This is a genomic window from Catenuloplanes indicus, assembly GCF_030813715.1.
Classification (GTDB): Bacteria; Actinomycetota; Actinomycetes; order Mycobacteriales; family Micromonosporaceae; genus Catenuloplanes; species Catenuloplanes indicus.
Window position 1 is genome coordinate 6,820,909 of record NZ_JAUSUZ010000001.1, and the last position, 18,514, is coordinate 6,839,422.

General features: G+C 71.3%; 17 protein-coding genes. 11 read left to right on the plus strand and 6 right to left on the minus strand.

Translation table 11 applies throughout. The features are described 5' to 3' along the window. Positions 1-83: 83 nt before the first annotated feature. Positions 84-458, minus strand: coding sequence for a peptidase inhibitor family I36 protein (locus J2S42_RS30985; RefSeq protein WP_307244804.1), 375 nt, complete (start codon positions 456-458; stop codon positions 84-86). A gap of 238 nt (positions 459-696) precedes the next feature. Between J2S42_RS30985 and J2S42_RS30990 the strand changes: the two genes are divergently transcribed. The 5 genes from J2S42_RS30990 (at position 697) to J2S42_RS31010 (ending at position 6,380) form a co-directional block, all read left to right on the plus strand. Continuing rightward, a complete protein-coding gene (locus tag J2S42_RS30990) occupies positions 697-1,560 on the plus strand; it encodes an AfsR/SARP family transcriptional regulator (protein ID WP_307244806.1) in 864 nt (287 codons plus the stop codon). Positions 1,561-1,703: 143 nt separating this feature from the next. Continuing rightward, positions 1,704-2,978, plus strand: a complete 1,275-nt coding sequence (locus J2S42_RS30995; protein WP_307244808.1) for an ABC transporter substrate-binding protein — start codon at positions 1,704-1,706, stop codon at positions 2,976-2,978. After that, positions 2,978-3,862, plus strand: coding sequence for a carbohydrate ABC transporter permease (locus tag J2S42_RS31000; protein WP_307244810.1), 885 nt, complete (start codon positions 2,978-2,980; stop codon positions 3,860-3,862). The genes J2S42_RS30995 and J2S42_RS31000 overlap by 1 nt, the downstream gene beginning before the upstream one ends. Continuing rightward, the gene (locus J2S42_RS31005; protein ID WP_307244812.1) at positions 3,862-4,683 is read left to right on the plus strand and encodes a carbohydrate ABC transporter permease; all 822 of its coding nucleotides are present in this window, start codon (positions 3,862-3,864) and stop codon (positions 4,681-4,683) included. Before J2S42_RS31000 ends, J2S42_RS31005 begins: the two co-directional genes overlap by 1 nt. Before the next feature lie 29 nt (positions 4,684-4,712). After that, the gene (locus J2S42_RS31010; protein ID WP_307244813.1) at positions 4,713-6,380 is read left to right on the plus strand and encodes an Hsp70 family protein; all 1,668 of its coding nucleotides are present in this window, start codon (positions 4,713-4,715) and stop codon (positions 6,378-6,380) included. Between the two features lie 73 nt (positions 6,381-6,453). On the opposite strand, the gene J2S42_RS31015 is transcribed toward J2S42_RS31010, so the two are convergent. Beyond that, positions 6,454-6,651, minus strand: a complete 198-nt coding sequence (locus J2S42_RS31015) for a hypothetical protein (RefSeq protein WP_307244815.1) — start codon at positions 6,649-6,651, stop codon at positions 6,454-6,456. A 125-nt stretch (positions 6,652-6,776) separates the two neighbouring features. Between J2S42_RS31015 and J2S42_RS31020 the strand changes: the two genes are divergently transcribed. The 3 genes from J2S42_RS31020 (at position 6,777) to J2S42_RS31030 (ending at position 8,750) form a co-directional block, all read left to right on the plus strand. Continuing rightward, complete coding sequence (locus J2S42_RS31020; RefSeq protein ID WP_307244817.1) at positions 6,777-8,210, plus strand: NaeI family type II restriction endonuclease; 1,434 nt, start codon at positions 6,777-6,779, stop codon at positions 8,208-8,210. A 168-nt stretch (positions 8,211-8,378) separates the two neighbouring features. Then, a complete protein-coding gene (locus J2S42_RS31025) occupies positions 8,379-8,573 on the plus strand; it encodes a hypothetical protein (protein ID WP_307244819.1) in 195 nt (64 codons plus the stop codon). 54 nt (positions 8,574-8,627) lie between these two features. After that, positions 8,628-8,750 (plus strand): hypothetical protein, encoded by a 123-nt coding sequence (locus J2S42_RS31030; protein WP_307244821.1) that lies wholly within the window; start codon positions 8,628-8,630, stop codon positions 8,748-8,750. Positions 8,751-8,776: 26 nt separating this feature from the next. Here J2S42_RS31030 and J2S42_RS31035 read toward each other — a convergent pair whose 3' ends face one another. From J2S42_RS31035 to J2S42_RS31050, 4 genes are all read right to left on the minus strand, one after another. Next, positions 8,777-9,424, minus strand: a complete 648-nt coding sequence (locus J2S42_RS31035) for a DedA family protein (protein ID WP_307244822.1) — start codon at positions 9,422-9,424, stop codon at positions 8,777-8,779. Positions 9,425-9,495: 71 nt separating this feature from the next. Continuing rightward, entirely contained in the window at positions 9,496-11,148 is a 1,653-nt protein-coding gene (locus J2S42_RS31040) for a DUF4153 domain-containing protein (protein WP_307244824.1), read from the minus strand. Between the two features lie 143 nt (positions 11,149-11,291). After that, the gene (locus J2S42_RS31045) at positions 11,292-12,452 is read right to left on the minus strand and encodes a HAMP domain-containing sensor histidine kinase (RefSeq protein WP_442320095.1); all 1,161 of its coding nucleotides are present in this window, start codon (positions 12,450-12,452) and stop codon (positions 11,292-11,294) included. Further along, the gene (locus J2S42_RS31050; RefSeq protein WP_307244826.1) at positions 12,449-13,126 is read right to left on the minus strand and encodes a response regulator transcription factor; all 678 of its coding nucleotides are present in this window, start codon (positions 13,124-13,126) and stop codon (positions 12,449-12,451) included. Before J2S42_RS31050 ends, J2S42_RS31045 begins: the two co-directional genes overlap by 4 nt. 209 nt (positions 13,127-13,335) lie before the next feature. On the opposite strand from J2S42_RS31050, the gene J2S42_RS31055 reads away from it, so the two are divergent. From J2S42_RS31055 to J2S42_RS31065, 3 genes are all read left to right on the plus strand, one after another. Then, on the plus strand, positions 13,336-13,617 hold the full coding sequence (locus J2S42_RS31055) for a DUF2087 domain-containing protein (protein WP_307244828.1): 282 nt from the start codon (positions 13,336-13,338) through the stop codon (positions 13,615-13,617). Between the two features lie 147 nt (positions 13,618-13,764). Further along, entirely contained in the window at positions 13,765-15,831 is a 2,067-nt protein-coding gene (locus J2S42_RS31060; RefSeq protein WP_307244830.1) for a DNA gyrase/topoisomerase IV subunit B, read from the plus strand. Positions 15,832-15,841: 10 nt separating this feature from the next. Then, positions 15,842-18,322, plus strand: coding sequence for a DNA gyrase/topoisomerase IV subunit A (locus J2S42_RS31065; protein ID WP_307244832.1), 2,481 nt, complete (start codon positions 15,842-15,844; stop codon positions 18,320-18,322). Positions 18,323-18,514 lie beyond the last annotated feature (192 nt).

Consider the following 18,514-nt stretch of genomic DNA (forward strand, 5'->3'; position numbering starts at 1 on the left):
GGGGGTGGTGCCGCCGGACGCCGTCAGGCATCCGGCGGCACCTATCGCCACCAAGAGAGAGGCGAGCCGGTGACGCATGCGGATCACACGCACCAGTCGTTCGACGCGACGTTCTTGTAGTAGACGGTGCCGCTGAGGTCCGGGGCGGTGTAGCCCCGCGGCAGGACGAAGCTGCTGCCGCTCCAGTTCAGCCCGCTGTAGATGCGGACGTTGCAGCTGTTGCCGTTGTTGTACAGCGACACGGCGTTGTTGAACTTGTTGTACTGCAGCAGGTTCGCGTTGTCGTCGGCGACCCGGCCCGGGGTGCCACCGCCGTTGGCGCTGAGGTAGGCGCACAGGTCACCGCCGGCGCAGTCGGACCAGCCGGCGCTCGCCGACGAGGCGGTTCCGGCGGCCAGCGCCGCGGTCGCCACAACGGCCAGTGCGCCGCCGGCGATGGCCTTCTTGAGGATGTTCATCCCCACTCCCTTCCGTAGTGGTGAGCCGTGGGGCTCGAGCACCACTCTGGATCAGCGATCTTGCGCGCCTCTTGCGCGGACGATGCGTGCCGCAAGCGCCGGAGAAGCGCCGCGCATGCGCCGGTCACGTGCGAGGCCGGCGGTTCGCGGGGTGACCGCGGGGCTTCGCCAGGGGATAGAGTGGCGCCCATGCCTAGACGGCGCCGGCGCAAGCCGCCGCCCGTTACGGGGAGGCAGAATGGATTGGGATTTTCGCCTGCTCGGACCACTGGAGATCCGGGCCCGGGGAATGTCCGTCGAGGTGTCGGCTGCCCGGCAGCGAGCAGTGCTGGTGATTCTCCTGCTGCAAGCGGGCCGGGTCGTGGCCGACCGTCAACTCATCGAGCAGCTCTGGGGAGCGGATCCGCCGCTGAGTGCCCGTCAGACGCTGCAGTCACTGGTGTGCCGCCTGCGGCGCACCCTGGAATCGGTGCCGGAGGCCGAGCGCATCCTGCACACGCGTGCTCCGGGCTATCAGCTGGCGGTCGCTCCGTCCGCGGTGGACCTCAACCGGTTCCGCGCGCTCGTGGTGCGCGGCCGGGAGGCCCTGCGGCAGGGCGACGCCCGGGGCGCGGCCGACGATCTCGGCGCGGCGCTGCGGTTGTGGCGGGGTGACCCGCTGGCCGACGTGGCCGCGGCGGGGCTGCGGGAGTCCGTCGCGCACGGCGTCGCCGGCGAACGGCTGGACGCGGTCGAGGAGTGGGGCCGGGCGCAGCTCGGCCTGGGCCGCTATCAGGAGGCGGTGGTCGAGTTGCAGGCCGTCGGCGCGGCACATCCGCTGCGGGAGCGGCTGCACCACCTCCTGATGTGTGCGCTCTACGGCGTGGGCCGGCAGGCCGAGGCGCTGGCCACCTATCGGGTGTTGCGCAGGCGGCTGATCGCCGACCTGGGCGTGGAACCGAGCCGTGAGCTGAGCGAGTTGCACGCCCGCATGCTCAACCACGACGAGTCGCTGCGGCTGTCCTTCGATCCGGTGCGGCCCAGGCCGTCCCGGACGATGACCGCGCAGCGGCGGGTGTTCACGGCACGCCGTGCGCGGCGGTCGGTGCTGCGTCACCGTTGACCGTTCGGCCCCGGGCCGTCGCCGTCCCGGGGCCGGGCGGTTCCCTCGCGTTGCCGTTGTATCGCCTCACTTCTATATTCGCCGGTAGGCGCCGGCGAAAGTGGGGCACGACGATGTTCAACCGATGCGTACGGCTGGGACTGGTGGCACTGCTCGTCGCCGGCTGCGGCGGGGTCGGCGGGGCCGGTGGCGGGGACGGCGCCGCGGTGACGCTGACGATGATGGGCTTCGGGACGGGGGACGAGATCGCGCAGACCCGGTTCGACGCGGCGAACGCGCGCATCGCACCGGCGACCGCGACGGCGGCCGAGGGCAGCTTCGACGCGCAGCAGTTCCTGTCCGCGGTGGCGTCCGGGAAGCCGCCGGACCTGGTCTACATGGAGCGTCGGCTGCTGGGCACGTACGCGGCCAAGGGCGCGCTGATGCCGCTCGGTGACTGCGTGACCCGCGAGCGGATCGACGTGGCGGCGTTCCGGCCGGCCGCGGTGGCGGAGGCGACGCTGCGCGGCGAGCTGTACGGGCTGCCGGACTTCTACAACAACCGGGTCCTGATGATCAACGATGCGGTGGCGGGAGCGGCCGGGCTGGCGACGGACGACTGGGACGCGCTGGCAGCGAGTGCGCAACGGCTGACCGTGACCGAGGCGGGGCAGCTGCGGCGGATCGGGTTCGACCCGAAGATCCCGGAGTTCCTGCCGATGTGGGCGCGGGCGAACGGCGCCGAGCTGGTCAGCGCGGACGGCCGGACCGCGCGGCTGGACGACCCTCGGGTGGCCGAGGCGCTGGAGTTCACGGTCGGGCTGATCCGGGCGCAGGGCGGCTGGGCCGCGTTCAAGTCGTTCCGCGACACGTTCGACTTCTTCGGCGCGCGGAACCAGTTCGCGAGCGGGCAGCTGGGCGCGTTCCTGATGGAGGACTTCTACCTGAACGTGCTGGCCGAGAATTCGCCGGAGGCGACCGTGACGGTGGCGCCGTTCCGCGGGCGGGACGGGAAGCCGGTCGACTGGATCAGCGGGAACGCGTGGGCGATCACGGCCGGTGCCGCGCACCCGGATCAGGCCTGCCGGTGGATCGCCACGATGACGGCGAGCGAGACCTGGATCGCGGCGGCCCGGGCACGGGCGAAGGTGCGGGCGGACGCGGGCAAGCCGTACGCCGGGACGTTCACCGGCAACGTGCGCGCGGACGAGGTGATCTTCCGGGACGTGGTGCAGCCGACCGACGCGGTGCGGACCGTGCTCGAGACGCAGGAGTCCGGGTTCGCGCTGCCGGCGATGGCGGCCGGTGAGGAGTTCAAGGCGGCCTGGCAGGACGCGGTCAACCGGGTGCTGGACGGGCGGCAGTCAGCGGCGGAGGCGCTGGCGCAGGCGCAGCAACAGGCGCAGGCCGCGCTGGACGCGGCGAACCGCGGCACCTGATGGCGCGCCGCGAGACGTGGGCCGCGTACGGCTTCCTGGCGCCCTGGATCATCGGTTTTCTGGTCTTCCTGGCCGGGCCGATGGCCGCCAGCCTGGTGCTGTCGTTCACCGACTACGACGCGCTGACCGGCACCGCGTTCGTCGGCGCGGAGAACTACCGGACGCTGATCGCCGATCCACGGGTCCGGACGAGCCTCGGCAACACGCTCTTCTACACGGCGCTGCACGTGCCGCTGACCATGGTGGTGTCGCTCGGGCTGGCGCTGCTGCTCCACCGCGCCGGGCGCCGGTCGGCCGGGTTCTTCCGGACCGTCTTCTACCTGCCCACGGTCACGCCGAAGGTCGCGGTCGGGGTGCTCTTCCTGCTGCTCTTCAACGGACAGTCCGGGCTGGTCAACCAGGTGCTCGGGCCGGTCGGTCCGGACTGGACCACGGACCCGGCGTGGATCAAGCCGGGGCTGGTGCTGATCGGCGCCTGGAGTCTGGGCAGCACCGTGATCATCTACCTGGCCGCGCTCCAGGACGTGCCCCGGGACCTGCACGAGGCGGCGCAGATGGACGGCGCGGGCGCGTGGGCGCGGTTCCGGGCGGTGACCGTACCGGCGATCAGCGGCGCGCTGTTCTTCACGCTGATCATCAACACGATCAGCTCGCTGCAGACGTTCGACGAAGTCTACACCGCGTTCTACGGCAGTGCGAACCAGCAGACCTACGGCAGCGACGCCGCGCTGTTCTACGTCGTCTACCTGTTCCAGCAGGCGTTCCAGTTCCTGCACATCGGGTACGCGTCCGCGCTCGCCTGGCTGCTTTTCCTGATCATCATGGCGGTCACGCTGGTGCAGGTCCGGCTGAGCCGCCGCTTCGTCCACTACGGGGGTGGCTGATGGCGCGCCGCTGGCCGATCTGGACCGGGCTGGCGCTGGCCGCGGTCGTCTTCACGTACCCGTTCGCCTGGCTGGTCAGCGCGTCGCTGAAGCCGCGGCCGGACGTGTTCGACAACGCGTTTATCCCGCGCGAGTGGGCGCCGGAGAACTACGTGACCATCTGGTCCGCCGCGCCGGTGCTGACCTGGCTGACGAACAGCGTGGTGGTGGCGCTGGCCGCGGCCGGCACCGTGACGGTCTCCAGCGCGATCGTGGCGTTCGGGTTCGCCTACTTCCGGTTCCCCGGGCGGAACGCGCTGTTCGCGCTGGTGGTCGGCACGATGATGCTGCCCGGCGCGGTGACCATGATCCCGACGTACCTGATCTGGAACGAGCTGGGCCTGGCCACCACGCAGGTGCCGCTCTGGGCGCAGAACCTGTTCGGCAGCGCGTTCTACATCTTCCTGATCCGGCAGTTCTTCCTCGGCGTGCCACGCGAGCTGTTCGAGGCCGCGCGGGTCGACGGCGCCGGGTACTGGCGGCTGTTCTGGCGGATCGCGGTGCCGCTCTGCCGGCCCGCGCTGATCGTCACGTTCGTCTTCGAGCTGCGGGCCAGCTGGTCCGACCTGCTGCGACCGCTGATCTACCTACGCGACCCGGCGCTGTTCACCATGCCGCGCGGCATGAAGGCGATCCTCGACCAGTTCGGCCAGGCGGGGGAGGCGCGCTGGGAGGTGGTGCTGGCCGGCGCGGTGCTCACCACCGTACCGATGATCGTGGCCTTTCTGCTCTGCCAGCGGTATTTCATCGAGGGCGTCGCCACGCAGGGCCGGAAGGGCTGAATCTTGCGATCGCTGTGCACACTGATCCGGTGCAGCTTGCCATTGATCTCGGTACGTCGACCACCGTCACCATGTCCGGCACCCAGTCGCTGATCATGGACTCCGCCGTCGCGGTCACCGCGGAGGGCACCATGCTGACCGGCCCGGACGCGCTCGCGGCCGACCCGGAACGGGTGGAGCGCCATCCGAAACTGCGGGTCGCGGACGGGGTGATCCGGGCCGGTGGGCGTGAGCTGCCGGTCGGCTACACGCTCGGCGCGCTCCTGCACCGCGCCGGCACCGGCGGCGACGCGATCACGCTCACCCACCCGGCCGCCTGGGGCCCGGCCCGGCTGGCGGCGCTGGCCGAGGCCGCGACCTGGGCCGAATTCTCCACGGTACGGATGGTGCCGGAGCCGATCGCGGCCGCGTTCCACCTGGTATCCACTCTCGGCCGTCCGGAGCCCGGCATCGCCGTCTACGACCTGGGCGCCGGGACCTTCGACGTCACGGTGGTCCGGTCCGGTCCGGACGGCCTGTCGATCGTGGCCACGGACGGGCTCGCCGACGCCGCCGGGCTGCACCTGGACGCGATCGTGGTCGGCATCGCGCGGCGGCTGACCGTGGACACGGCGCCGGACGTGTGGGCGCGGCTCACCGGCCCGCAGACCGCGGACGACCGGCGGGCACAGCGGGACCTGTGGGATGCCGCGCGCACGGTGAAGGAGGAGCTGTCCACGCAACCGGCCGGGTGGCTGCGGGTGCCGATGCTGGCGACGCCGGTCGAGATCGGCCGCGCCGCGTTCGAGGCGGAGGCCACGCCGCTGCTGGAGCGCACGGTGGCGCTGACCGTGCAGACCGTGCAGCGCTCCGGGGTGCCGGTGACGGCGGTGCTGCCGGTCGGCGGCGGCGCCCGGATGCCGCTGGTGGCGTCGTTGCTGCACCGCGCGCTGGGCATCGCGCCGATCGCGGTGGAGGCGCCGGAACTGGTGGTGGCGCAGGGGGCACTGGCGATGCCGTGGGCGGTACCGGTCGCCGCGGCTTCCCCGGCCGCGGCACCCGTGCCGCAGCCCGCACCGAGTGGTTGGCAGCAGCCCGTGCCGGGCGGTTGGCAGCAGCCCGTGCCGTGGCAGGCCGTGCCGGGGCAGCCGGTGCCGGGGTATCCGCGCATCGAGACGGTCGAGATCGCGACCAACGCCGGGACCGGGATCACGCTGCGCTGGATCGACCGGGAGCCGGACGACGACGGCCGCGGCGGCACGCACGAGGAGCCGCGGTTCCTCGCCACCGGCGGCCGCGTCCAGGTGTTCGGCACCGCGGACGGCCTGCTCGCCTACCTGCACGGCGACGCCGCGCACGACCTCCGCGACCGCCCCGGCTTCGCCGAGTTCGCCCGCTGGGTCACGCCGCCCGTCCTGTTCCCGGCCCCGGACCACCGCTACGAGCTGGACCTGGTCGTCGACAACCTCGCCGGTGGCCGGGACGCCTGGATCCCGCAGCTGCTGCTCGGTGCCGGCACGATCGCGCGCGACCTCTCCTACGCGCTCGACCTGGACGTCTGGACGCTGCTGGCCCCCGAGTCCCTGCTGGACGACTTCGACGAGGCGCTGCGCCGCAACAGCCGCTGGAAGCTCCGCGGTTTCGACCCGGCGCTCCTGATCCAGCACTGGCAGCAGGTCATCGACGAACTCGACGACGCGATCGATCACCACGCCTGACCTGCATTGCGGCAGCACCCCGGAGGTGGTGGCGCGTCCACAGGCCGGGCTGAGGCGTACCGCGCGGTGCGGATCAGGTGAGGTCGAGCGCTCCAGTGGCGGCAAGGAGAGCCAGGACGGTGGGGATCGTCAGGGCGAAGGCGGCGGCTGCTGCTCTTACCCGCCCCGCCCAGGAGGTGTGCGGGAGGGCAGCGGCGATTGTGGCGACGACGATCCCGACGAGCACTGCCACGACGACCAGCAGGATCCTTGTAGCCGACACATTGTTCACTGAACATCCTCCCGCTTGGTTGTTTGGCACAAGCGTGCCGTACCGGTGGAAGCAAAGGAAGAGTAAGATGAAGTTTCCTGAACTTCATTTTCTTTCGGTGAACAATTCGGCAATGAAGGAGTACGGTGGCACGCCGAGAGGGCAGCGCTGGCCGTCCGTGGACGAAACTACGGGGTGACGGTCCGGAGGAGAACGAGCTCGCCGACCTGCTGCGCACGCAGCTGGACAACCGAGGCATGACGCTGGGGCAGCTGGCGGACGCGCTCAAGGCCGAGTTCCCTGACGGCAACATGCCCGGCGTATCGACGCTTTCCAAACGTTTCGCCGGGGAAGGCTTGCAGGGCACCAGGAGTGGAACACTGGTCCGGGCCGTCATCCAGATCTGCGCGTCGCCGGATGACGTGGAGGCCTTGCAAGCCCGGGCGGAGGAACTGCTTGGACGCGTGCGGGCACGGGAGTCCATGGCCGAGATCAGTCGCGCTCGGGGGCTGTCCGCGGCGGTGATCGCGCCGCCGCCCCCCGGCACGGCGACTGAGATGCGGCGTCTGCGCGAGGAACTGGAACGCGAGCGCGAGCTTCGGCACCGAACCGAGCGGACGCTCACCTTCTTCATGGGCCTGCTGGCAGCCGGAGCCGCGGCTGAGCCGCCAGGGCCCTTCTCGGCGTCGGCGCCGCCGGCCGAACAGGTCGAGACCAGCATCGCGCCCGAACCTCTTCGGCAGGCCGCCCCGGAGGTGAAATCTTCACCGGCGCGGCCGCAGCCGCCGACCAGCGACGCCGAGTTCGGCCTGGTGGTTCACTGGTTCCGCCACGCGGACCCGGATGGCGCGCGGACGCTGTCAGCCATCAGGCACGCGACCGACGGACTCCTTGACGGTCCGGGCACCGGGCGCTACAGCGTCGCCCAGCTCAGCAAACCCGAACGAGCCTTCCTCGGCCGTCGGGTCGAGCTTGCGATACAGCGCGAATTCGGCTTGCCGGACAGTGCTGATCTCGACTTCTCCGTCGACGGGGTAGACGTCGAGTTCAAGTTCAGCGGTAAGCGGGCAGGGTGGCTGATCTCGCGGCAGCTGGTAGGCCGGGTCGTGCTGCTGGTCTACAGTGACGAGGAGCGGGGGACGTGGGGAGCCGGGCTTCTGCGCGTCACACCGGAAATGCTGGCGGGTCCTACAAACCGTGACGGCAAGTCGTCGCTTCGTCGTACGGATCTCGCCGCCGTGACGTGGCTCGCTGAGGACTCGCCATTACCCCGCAATGTCTTCTTGAGGTTGGGTGACGAGGCGGCCCGTGAGGTCTTCGCGAAGCAGGGGGCGGTACACCGGGTCGCTGAGCTGGCTCGGCGTGCCGAGGGTGAGGTCATCGAGTTCAACGACGTCGCCACGGCCGCGATGCAGCTGAATGCATGGCGGCGCCTCCGTGAGGCTCGGGAATTGCTCGCCCAGGAAGGTCTCCAGATCGTGTCGGCGGCGGACAATGACCGGACGCAAGCGCTCGATGTTCCCCCACTGGGAAGGGATCAGTTGGCGATCGTCCGGTACGAGGCGGGCGCCGGACAATGAGCTGCAGGTTCGTCGCATCGACTACCTGCAACCGAAGCGCGAACCGGGCGGAGCCTGACGGACGGTGGCGGTAACGGCCGCGACCAGCATCGTACGTATCGACATTCGCCGGATGCTGCCGCGGGAATTCCGATGCCCTCCGCCCGCCACGGCAGCAGAATCGGCGGCATGGACCTCGACGATCCCCGGCGGCTGGCCTGGATCCACAGCACGCTGATCCGTGCGGTGGCGCGGCTGGCGCTGGACGCGTACGCGCAGCGGGACTATCTGGACGTGATCGGCACCGCGGGTCTCGCGGACGAGCTGGCGCTGGAGCTGGGCGAGGCGGAACTGCTGATGGACCAGCTCGAGGAGGCCGGCTGAATCTCCGAGGCGGACGCCGCGCTCGTCCGGCGGATCGGCCTCCTGCTCGACGCGATGGGCGAGGCGCTGTGGGATCCGGACGTGCTCGCCACCGCCCGCGAATGGGCGGCCGTCCGGGCGGCGGCGTGCCGGTTCATCTTCGGTACCGAGGGTGTCGTGCGCGTCCCGCGGCGCTGAGCCGCGGGACGCGCACGACCACGCGGTCAGCGGTCGGCGGCCGGGGCGAGTTCCAGGGCCGGGGTCTCGGTGACCGAGACCGGAGCCGGGGCCTTGCGGCGGCGGGCGAGCAGCCAGCGGCCCAGCTCGATGGTGACCGTGAGCGTGATCGCCATGCCGAGCGCGAAGATCACGCCGAGCAGCTTGTTCTCCTCGAACGCGGCGCCGCCGAGGTAGCCGATCAGGCCGGAGTAGGCGGCCCAGGAGAGCACGGCGAGCGTGTCGTAGGCGGCGAACCGGGTCCGTGGGTAGCCGCACGCGCCCATGGTGAGCGTGGCGGCGGTGCGGCCGCCCGGGATGTAGCGCGCGATCACCAGCAGCACGCCGCCGCGCCGGTGCAGCGCGGCCGTGGCCCAGTCGAACGCGGCACGACGGCGGCCGGTGGCGGGCAGCCGCCGGGCCAGGCCGGTGGAGCGGCCGATCTGGTAGGAGATGTGGTCACCGCAGAACGCGCCGGCCGCGGCGGCCACGATGATCAGCGCAAGATTCGGTTCGCCGGAGACGGCGAAGACGCCGGCGGTGATCACCATGGTCTCCGACGGTACGGCCGGGAAGAACGCGTCCAGCAGTGCCAGCCCGAAAAGGGCCAGGTAGACCCACGGGGACGTCACCGCGGCCTCCAGCAGCTCGATCATGCTGTCGACGCTATGAAGCACCATGGGTCTCCCACATCCGGCGAAAGTCAGACTCCGACCCGGAGATTGACTCAGGGATATGTACAGCGGGTGGCGTCCGGCTGACCGTCGAGAATCCGGCGGGCCTGCACTCGGGCCAGGTTGAGGTCCGTCCAGCCGTCCGGGTTCCCACCCAGGTCCCCGGCGATGCCGGAGAGCAGGCAGCCGCGCAGCGCGGCCGGTGCGTCCGCCAGTTCCGGCACCGCGTCCGCGGACAGCTGCCGCAGGTACGCGGTGTCGATCCGGTCCTCGTTCAGGTTGTGCCGGGCGATCAGCGCGTCCGGGTTCACCGCGACCAGCGCGAGCAGCGCCAGCACGGCCGTGCCGAGCACCGCGCGGGGCAGCCACCGGGCGCGCAGCCGGACGCCGGCGGCCAGCACCATCACGAAGACCGCGCCGAGCCAGATCTCGCAGGTGAACACGAGCACGCGTAGCCGGGTCAGGCCGTAGACGTCCGCGTACAGCGTCATCCGGGACAGCGCGGACGCCACGATCAGCAGCGTCAGGCCGGCCAGCGCGCCGAGCAGCACGCGGACCAGGACCCGGTCGGTGCCGGTCGCGCGCGGCGCGGTGAGCGCGGCCACGCCGAGCACGGCCAGCGTGAGGCCGGTGACGATCAGCAGCTGCCAGAAGCCGGACCGGGCGTACTCGGCGTAGGTCAGGCCGGCCGTGGCCAGCACGTGCTCCGCGCCGCCGAACAGCACGGCCGCCTGCACCAGCACGAACGCGCCGAAGAGCAGGTCAAGGGCGACAACCGGGAGCAGCCATTCGGTACGGCGGACCGGCCGGCGCAGCGGTTCGTCCAGATCCGCGGTGGCCGGTGGCGCGGCCCGGGCGAACGCCAGCGCGCCGAGCAGCAGGACGAGCACGGGGAACAGCACCAGCATGCGGGCCGGTACCGACCCGTCCAGCTCGGGCAGGGACGCGCTGATCAGTTCCTCGAACGCGGCGTCCGCGGAGACGAACAGCCCGCCGAACACGAGCAGCAGCGCCGCGGTGAGCAGGATCGGCAGCGCCAGCCGGGGCGAGTCGGCGGTCCGTCCGCGCCGCAGCGTGCGGGCGCCGCGGGCCAGCCACGGCATCGCGCGGGCCGCGGCGGCCGGCAGGCTGACGACGAGGTAGGCCAGCGCCCGGATCGAGTGGCCGCCGCCGGTCGCCAGCACGGCGGTGAGCAGCGCGGTCACCACGCAGAGCGCGAACAGCCAGCCGGCCGCGCGGATCGTGCCGGCGCCGAGCAGCAGCACGGTGGCGGCGGTCCACAGGTAGCGGTCGGCGCGGTGGCCGGGGCCGGTGGCCGGGAGCGTGACGCGGGCCGGCGGCATGGCCGGGCGGAGCCGGACCCGGCCGGCCACCACCAGCGCGGCCGTGGCGGCGAGCGCGGTGAGCAGCCAGCCGAGGCCGGGGCGGGTCAGGTTCATCGTGCCGGCGCCGATCGCGGCCGCGGCCAGCAGTGCGATCACCGCGGCCGGTGCGGCGGGCGCGTCCGGCCCGAGCCGGCGCTGCGGGAACTGTGCCGGCCAAGGCCCGTGCACCAGCAGCGGGACCGGACCCGGCGGGCCGGGTCGCGGCGCCGGCGGTATCGGTGCGGTCCCCGGTGCCGGTGCGGCCGCGACCGGGGCCGGGTGTGCGGGGGTGGCAGCGGCGGTACCGGCCGGCTGGGGGCCGGATGGCGGGCTCGCGTTCATGTCGGAACTCCCGGGGGTGAGGCGTGTGCGGGCGCGCGTCGTCGGCCGGCCGGGTGCGGTGCACGGCGGACGGCGGAGACGCGAGCTCACTGAGATGACGTGACTGGAGGTGGCGTACGTACCGCTGATGTGGTTATCGGGTTTTATGAATGTGCGGCGGGGAGCCGGACCTGTAGGTGTGCGCCGGTCATCGAGTCGCCCGGGCCCGGGTCGACGACCGCGATGCTGCCGTGGTGCAGTTGCACCACCCAGCGCGCGATCGCCAGCCCGAGCCCGGTCCCACCCCCGGTGGCCCGCTCGCCGCGGGTGAAGCGTTCGAAGACGCGCTCCCGCTCGGCGACCGGGATGCCGCTGCCCTGGTCCGCGACGGAGAAGAGGAGATCGTCGCCGTCCGGGTGGGCGCTGAGCCGGATCGCGCCGCCCGGCGGACTGTGCCGGGCCGCGTTGTCCAGCAGGTTCGCGAAGAGCTGGTGCAGACGCTCGGGGTCGCCGTCGAGCGCGAGGCCGTGATCCGCGTGCAGCTGGATCGGGACCGACGGGTGGTTGACCCGCGCCTCCGCGACCACGGCCGCCAGGAAGTCGTCCAGCGCGATCCCGGTGCGTTCCATCGGTACGATCCCGGCGTCCAGACGGGACAGGTCGAGCAGCTCCGCGACCAGGCGGCCGAGGCGTTCGGTCTGGGCGAGCGCGGTGCCCATGGCGGCCGGGTCCGGCGCGGAGACGCCGTCGACGATGTTCTCCAGCATGCCGCGCAGCGCGGTGATCGGCGTGCGCAGTTCGTGCGAGACGTTCGCGATCAGCTCGCGGCGCTGCCGGTCCGCCGCGTCCAGGTCCGCGGCCATCAGGTTGAACGCGGTGGCCAGCTCGCCGACCTCGTCCCGCGAGTTGGTGTGCACCCGGCGGGTGTAGTCGCCGCGGGCCATGTGCCGGGCCGCGTCCGTCATCTCGCGCAGCGGCACGGTCGCGCCGTGTGCGGCGATCTGCAGCGTGAGCAGCGCGAGCGCGACCGCGGACGCGATGAACGCGACGTTCAGCGGGATCCACTCCAGTGAGTACCAGAGGACGAGCAGGCCGACGCCGCCGGCCAGGCCGAGCGCGAGGGACAGCTTCGCCTTGATCGAGCGGACCGGGTCGAGCGGGCGAGGGAGCCGGCCGAGCAGTTTCTCCACCGCGTCCATCAGCGGGCGGACCGGCGGCCGGGCGCGCAGCCAGCTGCCGGCCCGGTAGATCCGGTCCAGGATCAGCGAGCCGCACCGGATGATCCACGGAAGATCGCCGGCGGGCCGGCCGCGGACCGTGCTCACCTGCCGACCTCGAGCGCGTAGCCGACGCCGTGCACGGTGCGGATCAGGTCGGCGCCGAGCTTGCGGCGCAGGCCCTTGATGTGGCTGTCCACGGTGCGGGTGCCGGACGCGTCGGCCCAGCCCCAGACGTCGGCCAGCAGCCGCTCCCGGGGCAGCACCGTGCGCGGCCGGCCGGCCAGGTGCACCAGCAGGTCGAACTCGGTCGGCGTCAGGTGCGCCTCGACGCCGTTGCGGGTGACCCGGCGCTCGGCCCGGTTGATCTCCAGGTCGCCGAGCACGATCGGTGGCTCACCGGCCGAGGCCTTGGTCATCCGGCGCAGCAGCGCGTGCACCCGGGCGGTCAGCTCGCGCATCGAGAACGGCTTGGTCAGGTAGTCGTCCGCGCCGACCGCGAGCCCGACCAGCAGGTCCGTCTCGTCGTCCCGCGCGGTCAGCATCAGCACCGGCACCGGGCGCTCGGCCTGCAACCGGCGGCACACCTCCAGGCCGTCGAAGCCGGGCAGCATCACGTCCAGCACCACCGCGTCCGGGCGGATCCGGCGCGCGGCCTCGACCGCGGACGGGCCGTCACCGGCGCAGTGCACCAGGAAGCCCTCGGCGCGCAGCCGGGCGGCGACCGCGTCCGCGATCGTGCGCTCGTCCTCGACGACCAGAATCGTCCGTTGTGCGGCCATGTGTCCCCTCCTGCGGCTTCGCTCGACGGTGACTCTAAAGACTGATCGTGCAGGCCGGACGCGCAAGTTGTGAACGAACCGTGGAGATCGGGCCCGTACCGCCACATGATCTTGATCTTGGGTCCTGTCCACAGTGGAAATCGGTTGACCGCGGCACGCCCGGCCTCCAGGGTGACGTGGATCTCGATTGCCGTTCCGGAGGTGACCCTGTGTCAGACGCCGACGACGCTGCCGTCCGCACGTTCGTGCGCGACGGTCGCCTGACCGCGATGCCGGGCAAGCTGACCCGCCGCCGTGCGGTGCTCGACCACCTCGCGCGCGTGTCGTTCGAGCCCGGTCGGCGCTACCGTGAGACCGAGGTCAACGACGTCCTCCGTGCCTGGTGCGACGGGGTGCCGGGGGTCGACCACGTGGCGATCCGCCGATATCTCATCGATCTGGACATCCTGGCGCGGGAAGACGGCCTCTACTGGCGTGCCTACGAGGCGTGATTAGCACAAACGTGCGATAGTCTTCCGGTCCCGGGCGTGAGACGTGCGGCATGGAGCGACGGACTCGTCGGACCCGGCGGTTAGAGTCGCTCCAGTCGTGTTACGGCGCCACCCAGCACAAGCGCGAGGATCTGGAGTCAAGAACCGGTGACTGCACAGCCCGAGACCCTGTACGGGGCAGCCGACCTCACCCACCTCGAGGGGCTGGACGCGGTCCGCAAGCGCCCCGGCATGTACATCGGGTCCACCGACAGCCGTGGCGTGAACCACCTGTTCAACGAGATCGTCGACAACTGTACGGACGAGGGCGTGGCCGGGTACGCGACCCGGATCAAGGTGACGCTGCACGAGGACGGCTCCGTGCAGGTCGACGACGACGGCCGCGGTATCCCGACCGACACCCACGCCAAGTCCGGCATGTCCGGCGTCGAGCTGGTGCTCACCCGGCTGCACGCGGGTGGCAAGTTCGGCGGCTCCGGCTACAAGACCTCCGGCGGCCTGCACGGCGTCGGCGCGTCCGCGGTGAACGCGCTGTCGCTGCGCTACGACGTGACCGTGCGGCGGGACGGCAAGATTCACGAGATCTCGTTCCGGCACGGCGTGGCCGGCGAGTTCCACGGCCCGGGGCCGGACGCGCCGTTCACGCCCGCGCCCGGCCTGCGCGTGACCGGCAAGATGAAGCGCGGCGAGCCGACCGGCACCTCCACCCGGTACTGGTACGACGCGCGCTATTTCGAGGCCGGTGCCGCGCTCGACGTCGAGGCGCTGCGGATGAAGCTGCGCAACACCGCGTTCCTGGTCCCCGGCGTGACCTACGTGCTGCGCGACGCGAACGTGGACCCGATGTCCGGCACCGGCACCGAGGAGTTCCACTTCCCGAACGGCCTGGCCGACATGGTCGACTTCCTGGCCCCGTCCAGCGAGAAGCCGGTCTCCGGCACCATCCTGATCAACGGCACCGGTACGTACCGGGAGAACGCCGCGGACGAGAACGGCGTGATGCGCGCCAACGTCGAGCGGCTCGCCGAGATCGAGATCGCGTTCCGCTGGGGTACCGGCTACGAGCGCACGGTCGAGTGCTTCACCAACACGATCCGCAACGTGCACGGCGGCACGCACCGCAAGGGCTTCGAGCGGGCCGCGGTGCGCGCGCTGGTCGAGGCCGTGAAGAACACCCGCGGCCTGCTCAAGCCGAAGGAGGAGCCGCCGGTCCTGGACGACGTGCTGGAGGGGATGACCGCGGTCATCCACGTGCGCGTGCCGGAGCCGCAGTTCACCTCGCAGACCAAGGACGAGCTGTCCACGGCCGGTGTCACCCGGGTGGTGCAGCAGATCGTCGAGGCACGCCTCAAGGAGTGGGTGCAGGACAAGAAGACCAAGACCGAGGCGCGTACGGTCCTGCAGAAGATCGTCGACGCGGGCCGGGTGCGGCTCACCCAGAAGCAGCAGAAGGACGCGGCCCGCCGCAAGACCGCGCTCGAGGGCGCGTCGATGCCGGCCAAGCTGGTCGACTGCCGTTCCACCGGCGTGGACCGCAGTGAGCTGTTCATCGTCGAGGGTGACAGCGCGCTCGGCACCGCACGGATGGCGCGCTCGTCCGAATATCAAGCGCTGCTGCCGATCCGCGGCAAGATCCTGAATGTGCAGAAGGCCAGCCTGCAGCAGGTGCTGGACAACGCCGAGTGCTCCGCGATCGTGCAGGTGCTCGGTGCCGGCTCCGGGCGCACGTTCGACGTGGGCGCGATGCGCTACGGCCGGATTCTGATCATGGCGGACGCGGACGTCGACGGCTCGCACATCCGGACGCTGCTGATCACGCTGTTCGCCAAGTACATGCGGCCGGTGATCGAGGCCGGCCGGCTCTACGCCGCGATGCCGCCGCTGCACAAGATCACCACCAAGGGCCGCTCGCCACAGACGATCTACACGTACACCCAGCCGGAGATGACCAGCACGGTCGCGCGGCTCACCAAGTCGGGCAAGCAGGTGGTCACGCCGATCCCGCGGTTCAAGGGCCTCGGCGAGATGGACGCGGACGAGCTGTGGGACACCACGATGAACCCGGCCTCGCGCGCGGTCCGGCGGATCACGCTCTCCGACGTCGACGCCGCGGAGCGCACGCTCGAACTGCTGATGGGCGAGAAGGTCGAGCCCCGCAAGAACTGGTTGATCAACTCTTCCGACCGCGTCGACCGCGACGCCATCGACGCCTGAGGAACTGGTAATGGCTCGCCGCAAGGATTCCAAGTCCGCCAAGGTCGACCTGTCCGCGTTCGACGCGGCCGGGGCGCGGATCATCGACAACCCGCTGACCACCGAGGTCGAGGACTCCTACCTGGAGTACGCGTTCTCGGTCATCCACTCCCGGGCCCTCCCGGACGCGCGCGACGGCCTCAAGCCGGTGCACCGCCGAATCCTGTTCTCCATGTACGAGCAGGGTTACCGGCCGGACCGCGGGCACGTGAAGTCGGCGCGCGTCGTCGGTGACGTGATGGGTAAGTACCACCCGCACGGCGACGTCGCGATCTACGACGCGATGGTGCGGCTCGCCCAGGACTTCTCGCTGAACGTGCCGTTGATCGACGGCCACGGCAACTTCGGCTCGCCGGACGACGGCCCAGCCGCCGCGCGATACACCGAGGCGCGCATGTCCGGCGAGGCGATGCTGCTGGTCGGCGAGCTCGGCGAGGGCACGGTCGACTTCGTCCCGAACTACGACGGCTCGCTGGAACAGCCCTCCGTGCTGCCCGCCGCGTTCCCGAACCTGCTGGTCAACGGCACGTCCGGGATCGCGGTCGGGATGGCGACGAACATGATCCCGCACAACCTCGGCGAGGTGGTGACCGCGGCCCGGTGGCTGATCAACCACCCGGACGCGGACCTGGACAAGCTGATGACGTTCGTCCCCGGGCCCGATCTGCCGACCGGCGGGCTGCTGCTCGGGCTGGACGAGGTGCGCAAGGCGTACGAGACCGGCCGCGGCGTGGTGCGCATGCGGGCCAAGGTGCAGATAGGGCCGCTGGAGGGCTCCCGCGGCCGGCAGGCGATCACGGTGACCGAGCTGCCGTACGGCATCGGCTCCGAGAAGGTCATCGAGAAGATCACCGACGAGGTCAACAAGACCCGCCGCCTCCAGGGCATCGCCGACGTCAAGGACCTCACCGACCGGGAGAACGGCACCCGCCTGGTCATCGAGTGCAAGGTCGGCGTCAACCCGCAGGCGCTGCTCGCCGACCTCTACCGGCTCACGCCGCTGGAGCAGTCGTTCGGCGTCAACAACCTGGTCCTGGTCGACGGCCAGCCGCAGACGCTCGGGCTGAAGGCGTTGCTCGAGGTGTTCCTCCGGCACCGCTACGAGGTGGTCACCCGGCGGACGGTGTTCCGGCGTACCAAGCGGCAGGAACGGCTGCACCTGGTCGACGGCCTGCTGATCGCGCTGCTCGACATCGACCGGGTGGTCGCGCTGATCCGGTCCAGCGACGACGCGGCGTCCGCCAAGGACGGTCTGATGGAACAGTTCGGGCTCTCCGAGATCCAGGCGTCGTACATCCTGGACACGCCGCTGCGCCGGCTCACCCGCTTCGACCGGTTGGAGCTCGAGTCCGAGCAGGAGCGGCTCAACTCGGAGATCGCCGCGCTGTCCCGGATCCTGGACGACGAGAAGGTGCTGCGGAAGGTCGTCTCGGACGAACTCGCCGCCGTCGCCAAGGAGCACGCCACGCCGCGCCGGACCGCGCTGATCGACGGCGACCTCAAGGAGGTGCTGGCCGCGTCCGTACCGGCCGGGCCGCTCGAGGTCAAGGACGACCCGTGCCAGGTCATCCTGTCCGCGACCGGGCTGGTCGCGCGCACCGCGGCCGAGTCCGAGGAATCGTCGGAGAGCACCCGCCGCAACGGCCGCGACCGGCACGACGCGGTCCGCGCGCTGGTCCACACCACGGCCCGCGGCCAGGTCCTGCTGATCACGAACAAGGGGCGCGCGTTCAAGACCGACGTCCTCCCGCTCCCGGTCCTGCCGGAACACGTCGGCACGGTCTCGCTGCGCGGCGGCATGTCCGCCAGCGAACTCGCCGACCTCGACCCGGGCGAGCACGTCATCGGCCTGGCGCCGCTGGTGCCGAAGCCGGGCGAGACGCTCGCGCTCGGGACTCGCCAGGGCGTCGTCAAGGTGTGCGCGCCGGAGTGGCCGGTCCGCGCGGACGTCTTCGAGGTCATCGGCCTCAAAGAGGGCGACGAAGTGGTCGGCTGCACGTGGATCGGCGGCGGGGAATCGCTGGCGTTCCTCACGTCGGACGCGTCGCTGCTCCGCTTCCCGGCGTCGCTGGTGCGGGCGCAGGGCGTCAAGGGCGGCGGAATGGCGGGGATAAACCTCGCGGCGGGAGCGTCGGTGGTGTTCTTCGGCGCGATCGGCATCGACGATCCGCGGCACGGGGCGCCGCTGGTGGTCACGTCGACGGGGCGGACGGTGAAGGTGACGCCGTTCAACGACTACCCGGCGAAGGGACGGGCGACCGGTGGGGTCCGGGCGCATCGGTTCCTGAAGGGGGAGGAAGCGCTGGCGGTCGGCTGGATCGGCGTGCGGCCGGCGGCGGCCACGGCTACCGGGGAGCCGATCGATCTTCCCGAGATCGACCCGCGGCGGGACGGGTCGGGTGTGGCGGGGGTGTGCCCGGATCTGATCGGGCATTTGATCGAGCGGGACTGAGTTTCGTGTTGGGGCGGGTGGGGGGTTGGACCTGCCCCCTTTCTTTGTGGGGGAAGGGGCAAGGGCGGGCCTCCGGCGGGTCTCGGCTCCGGGGGAGGCGAGGGCTTCCGGGGTCTGAGGGGTTTGCTGGCGCCGTTGCTGTTTTTGTGGGGGTCTGGGTTTCGTCTCGTGTGCCTGGCTGCCCCGTCTGCT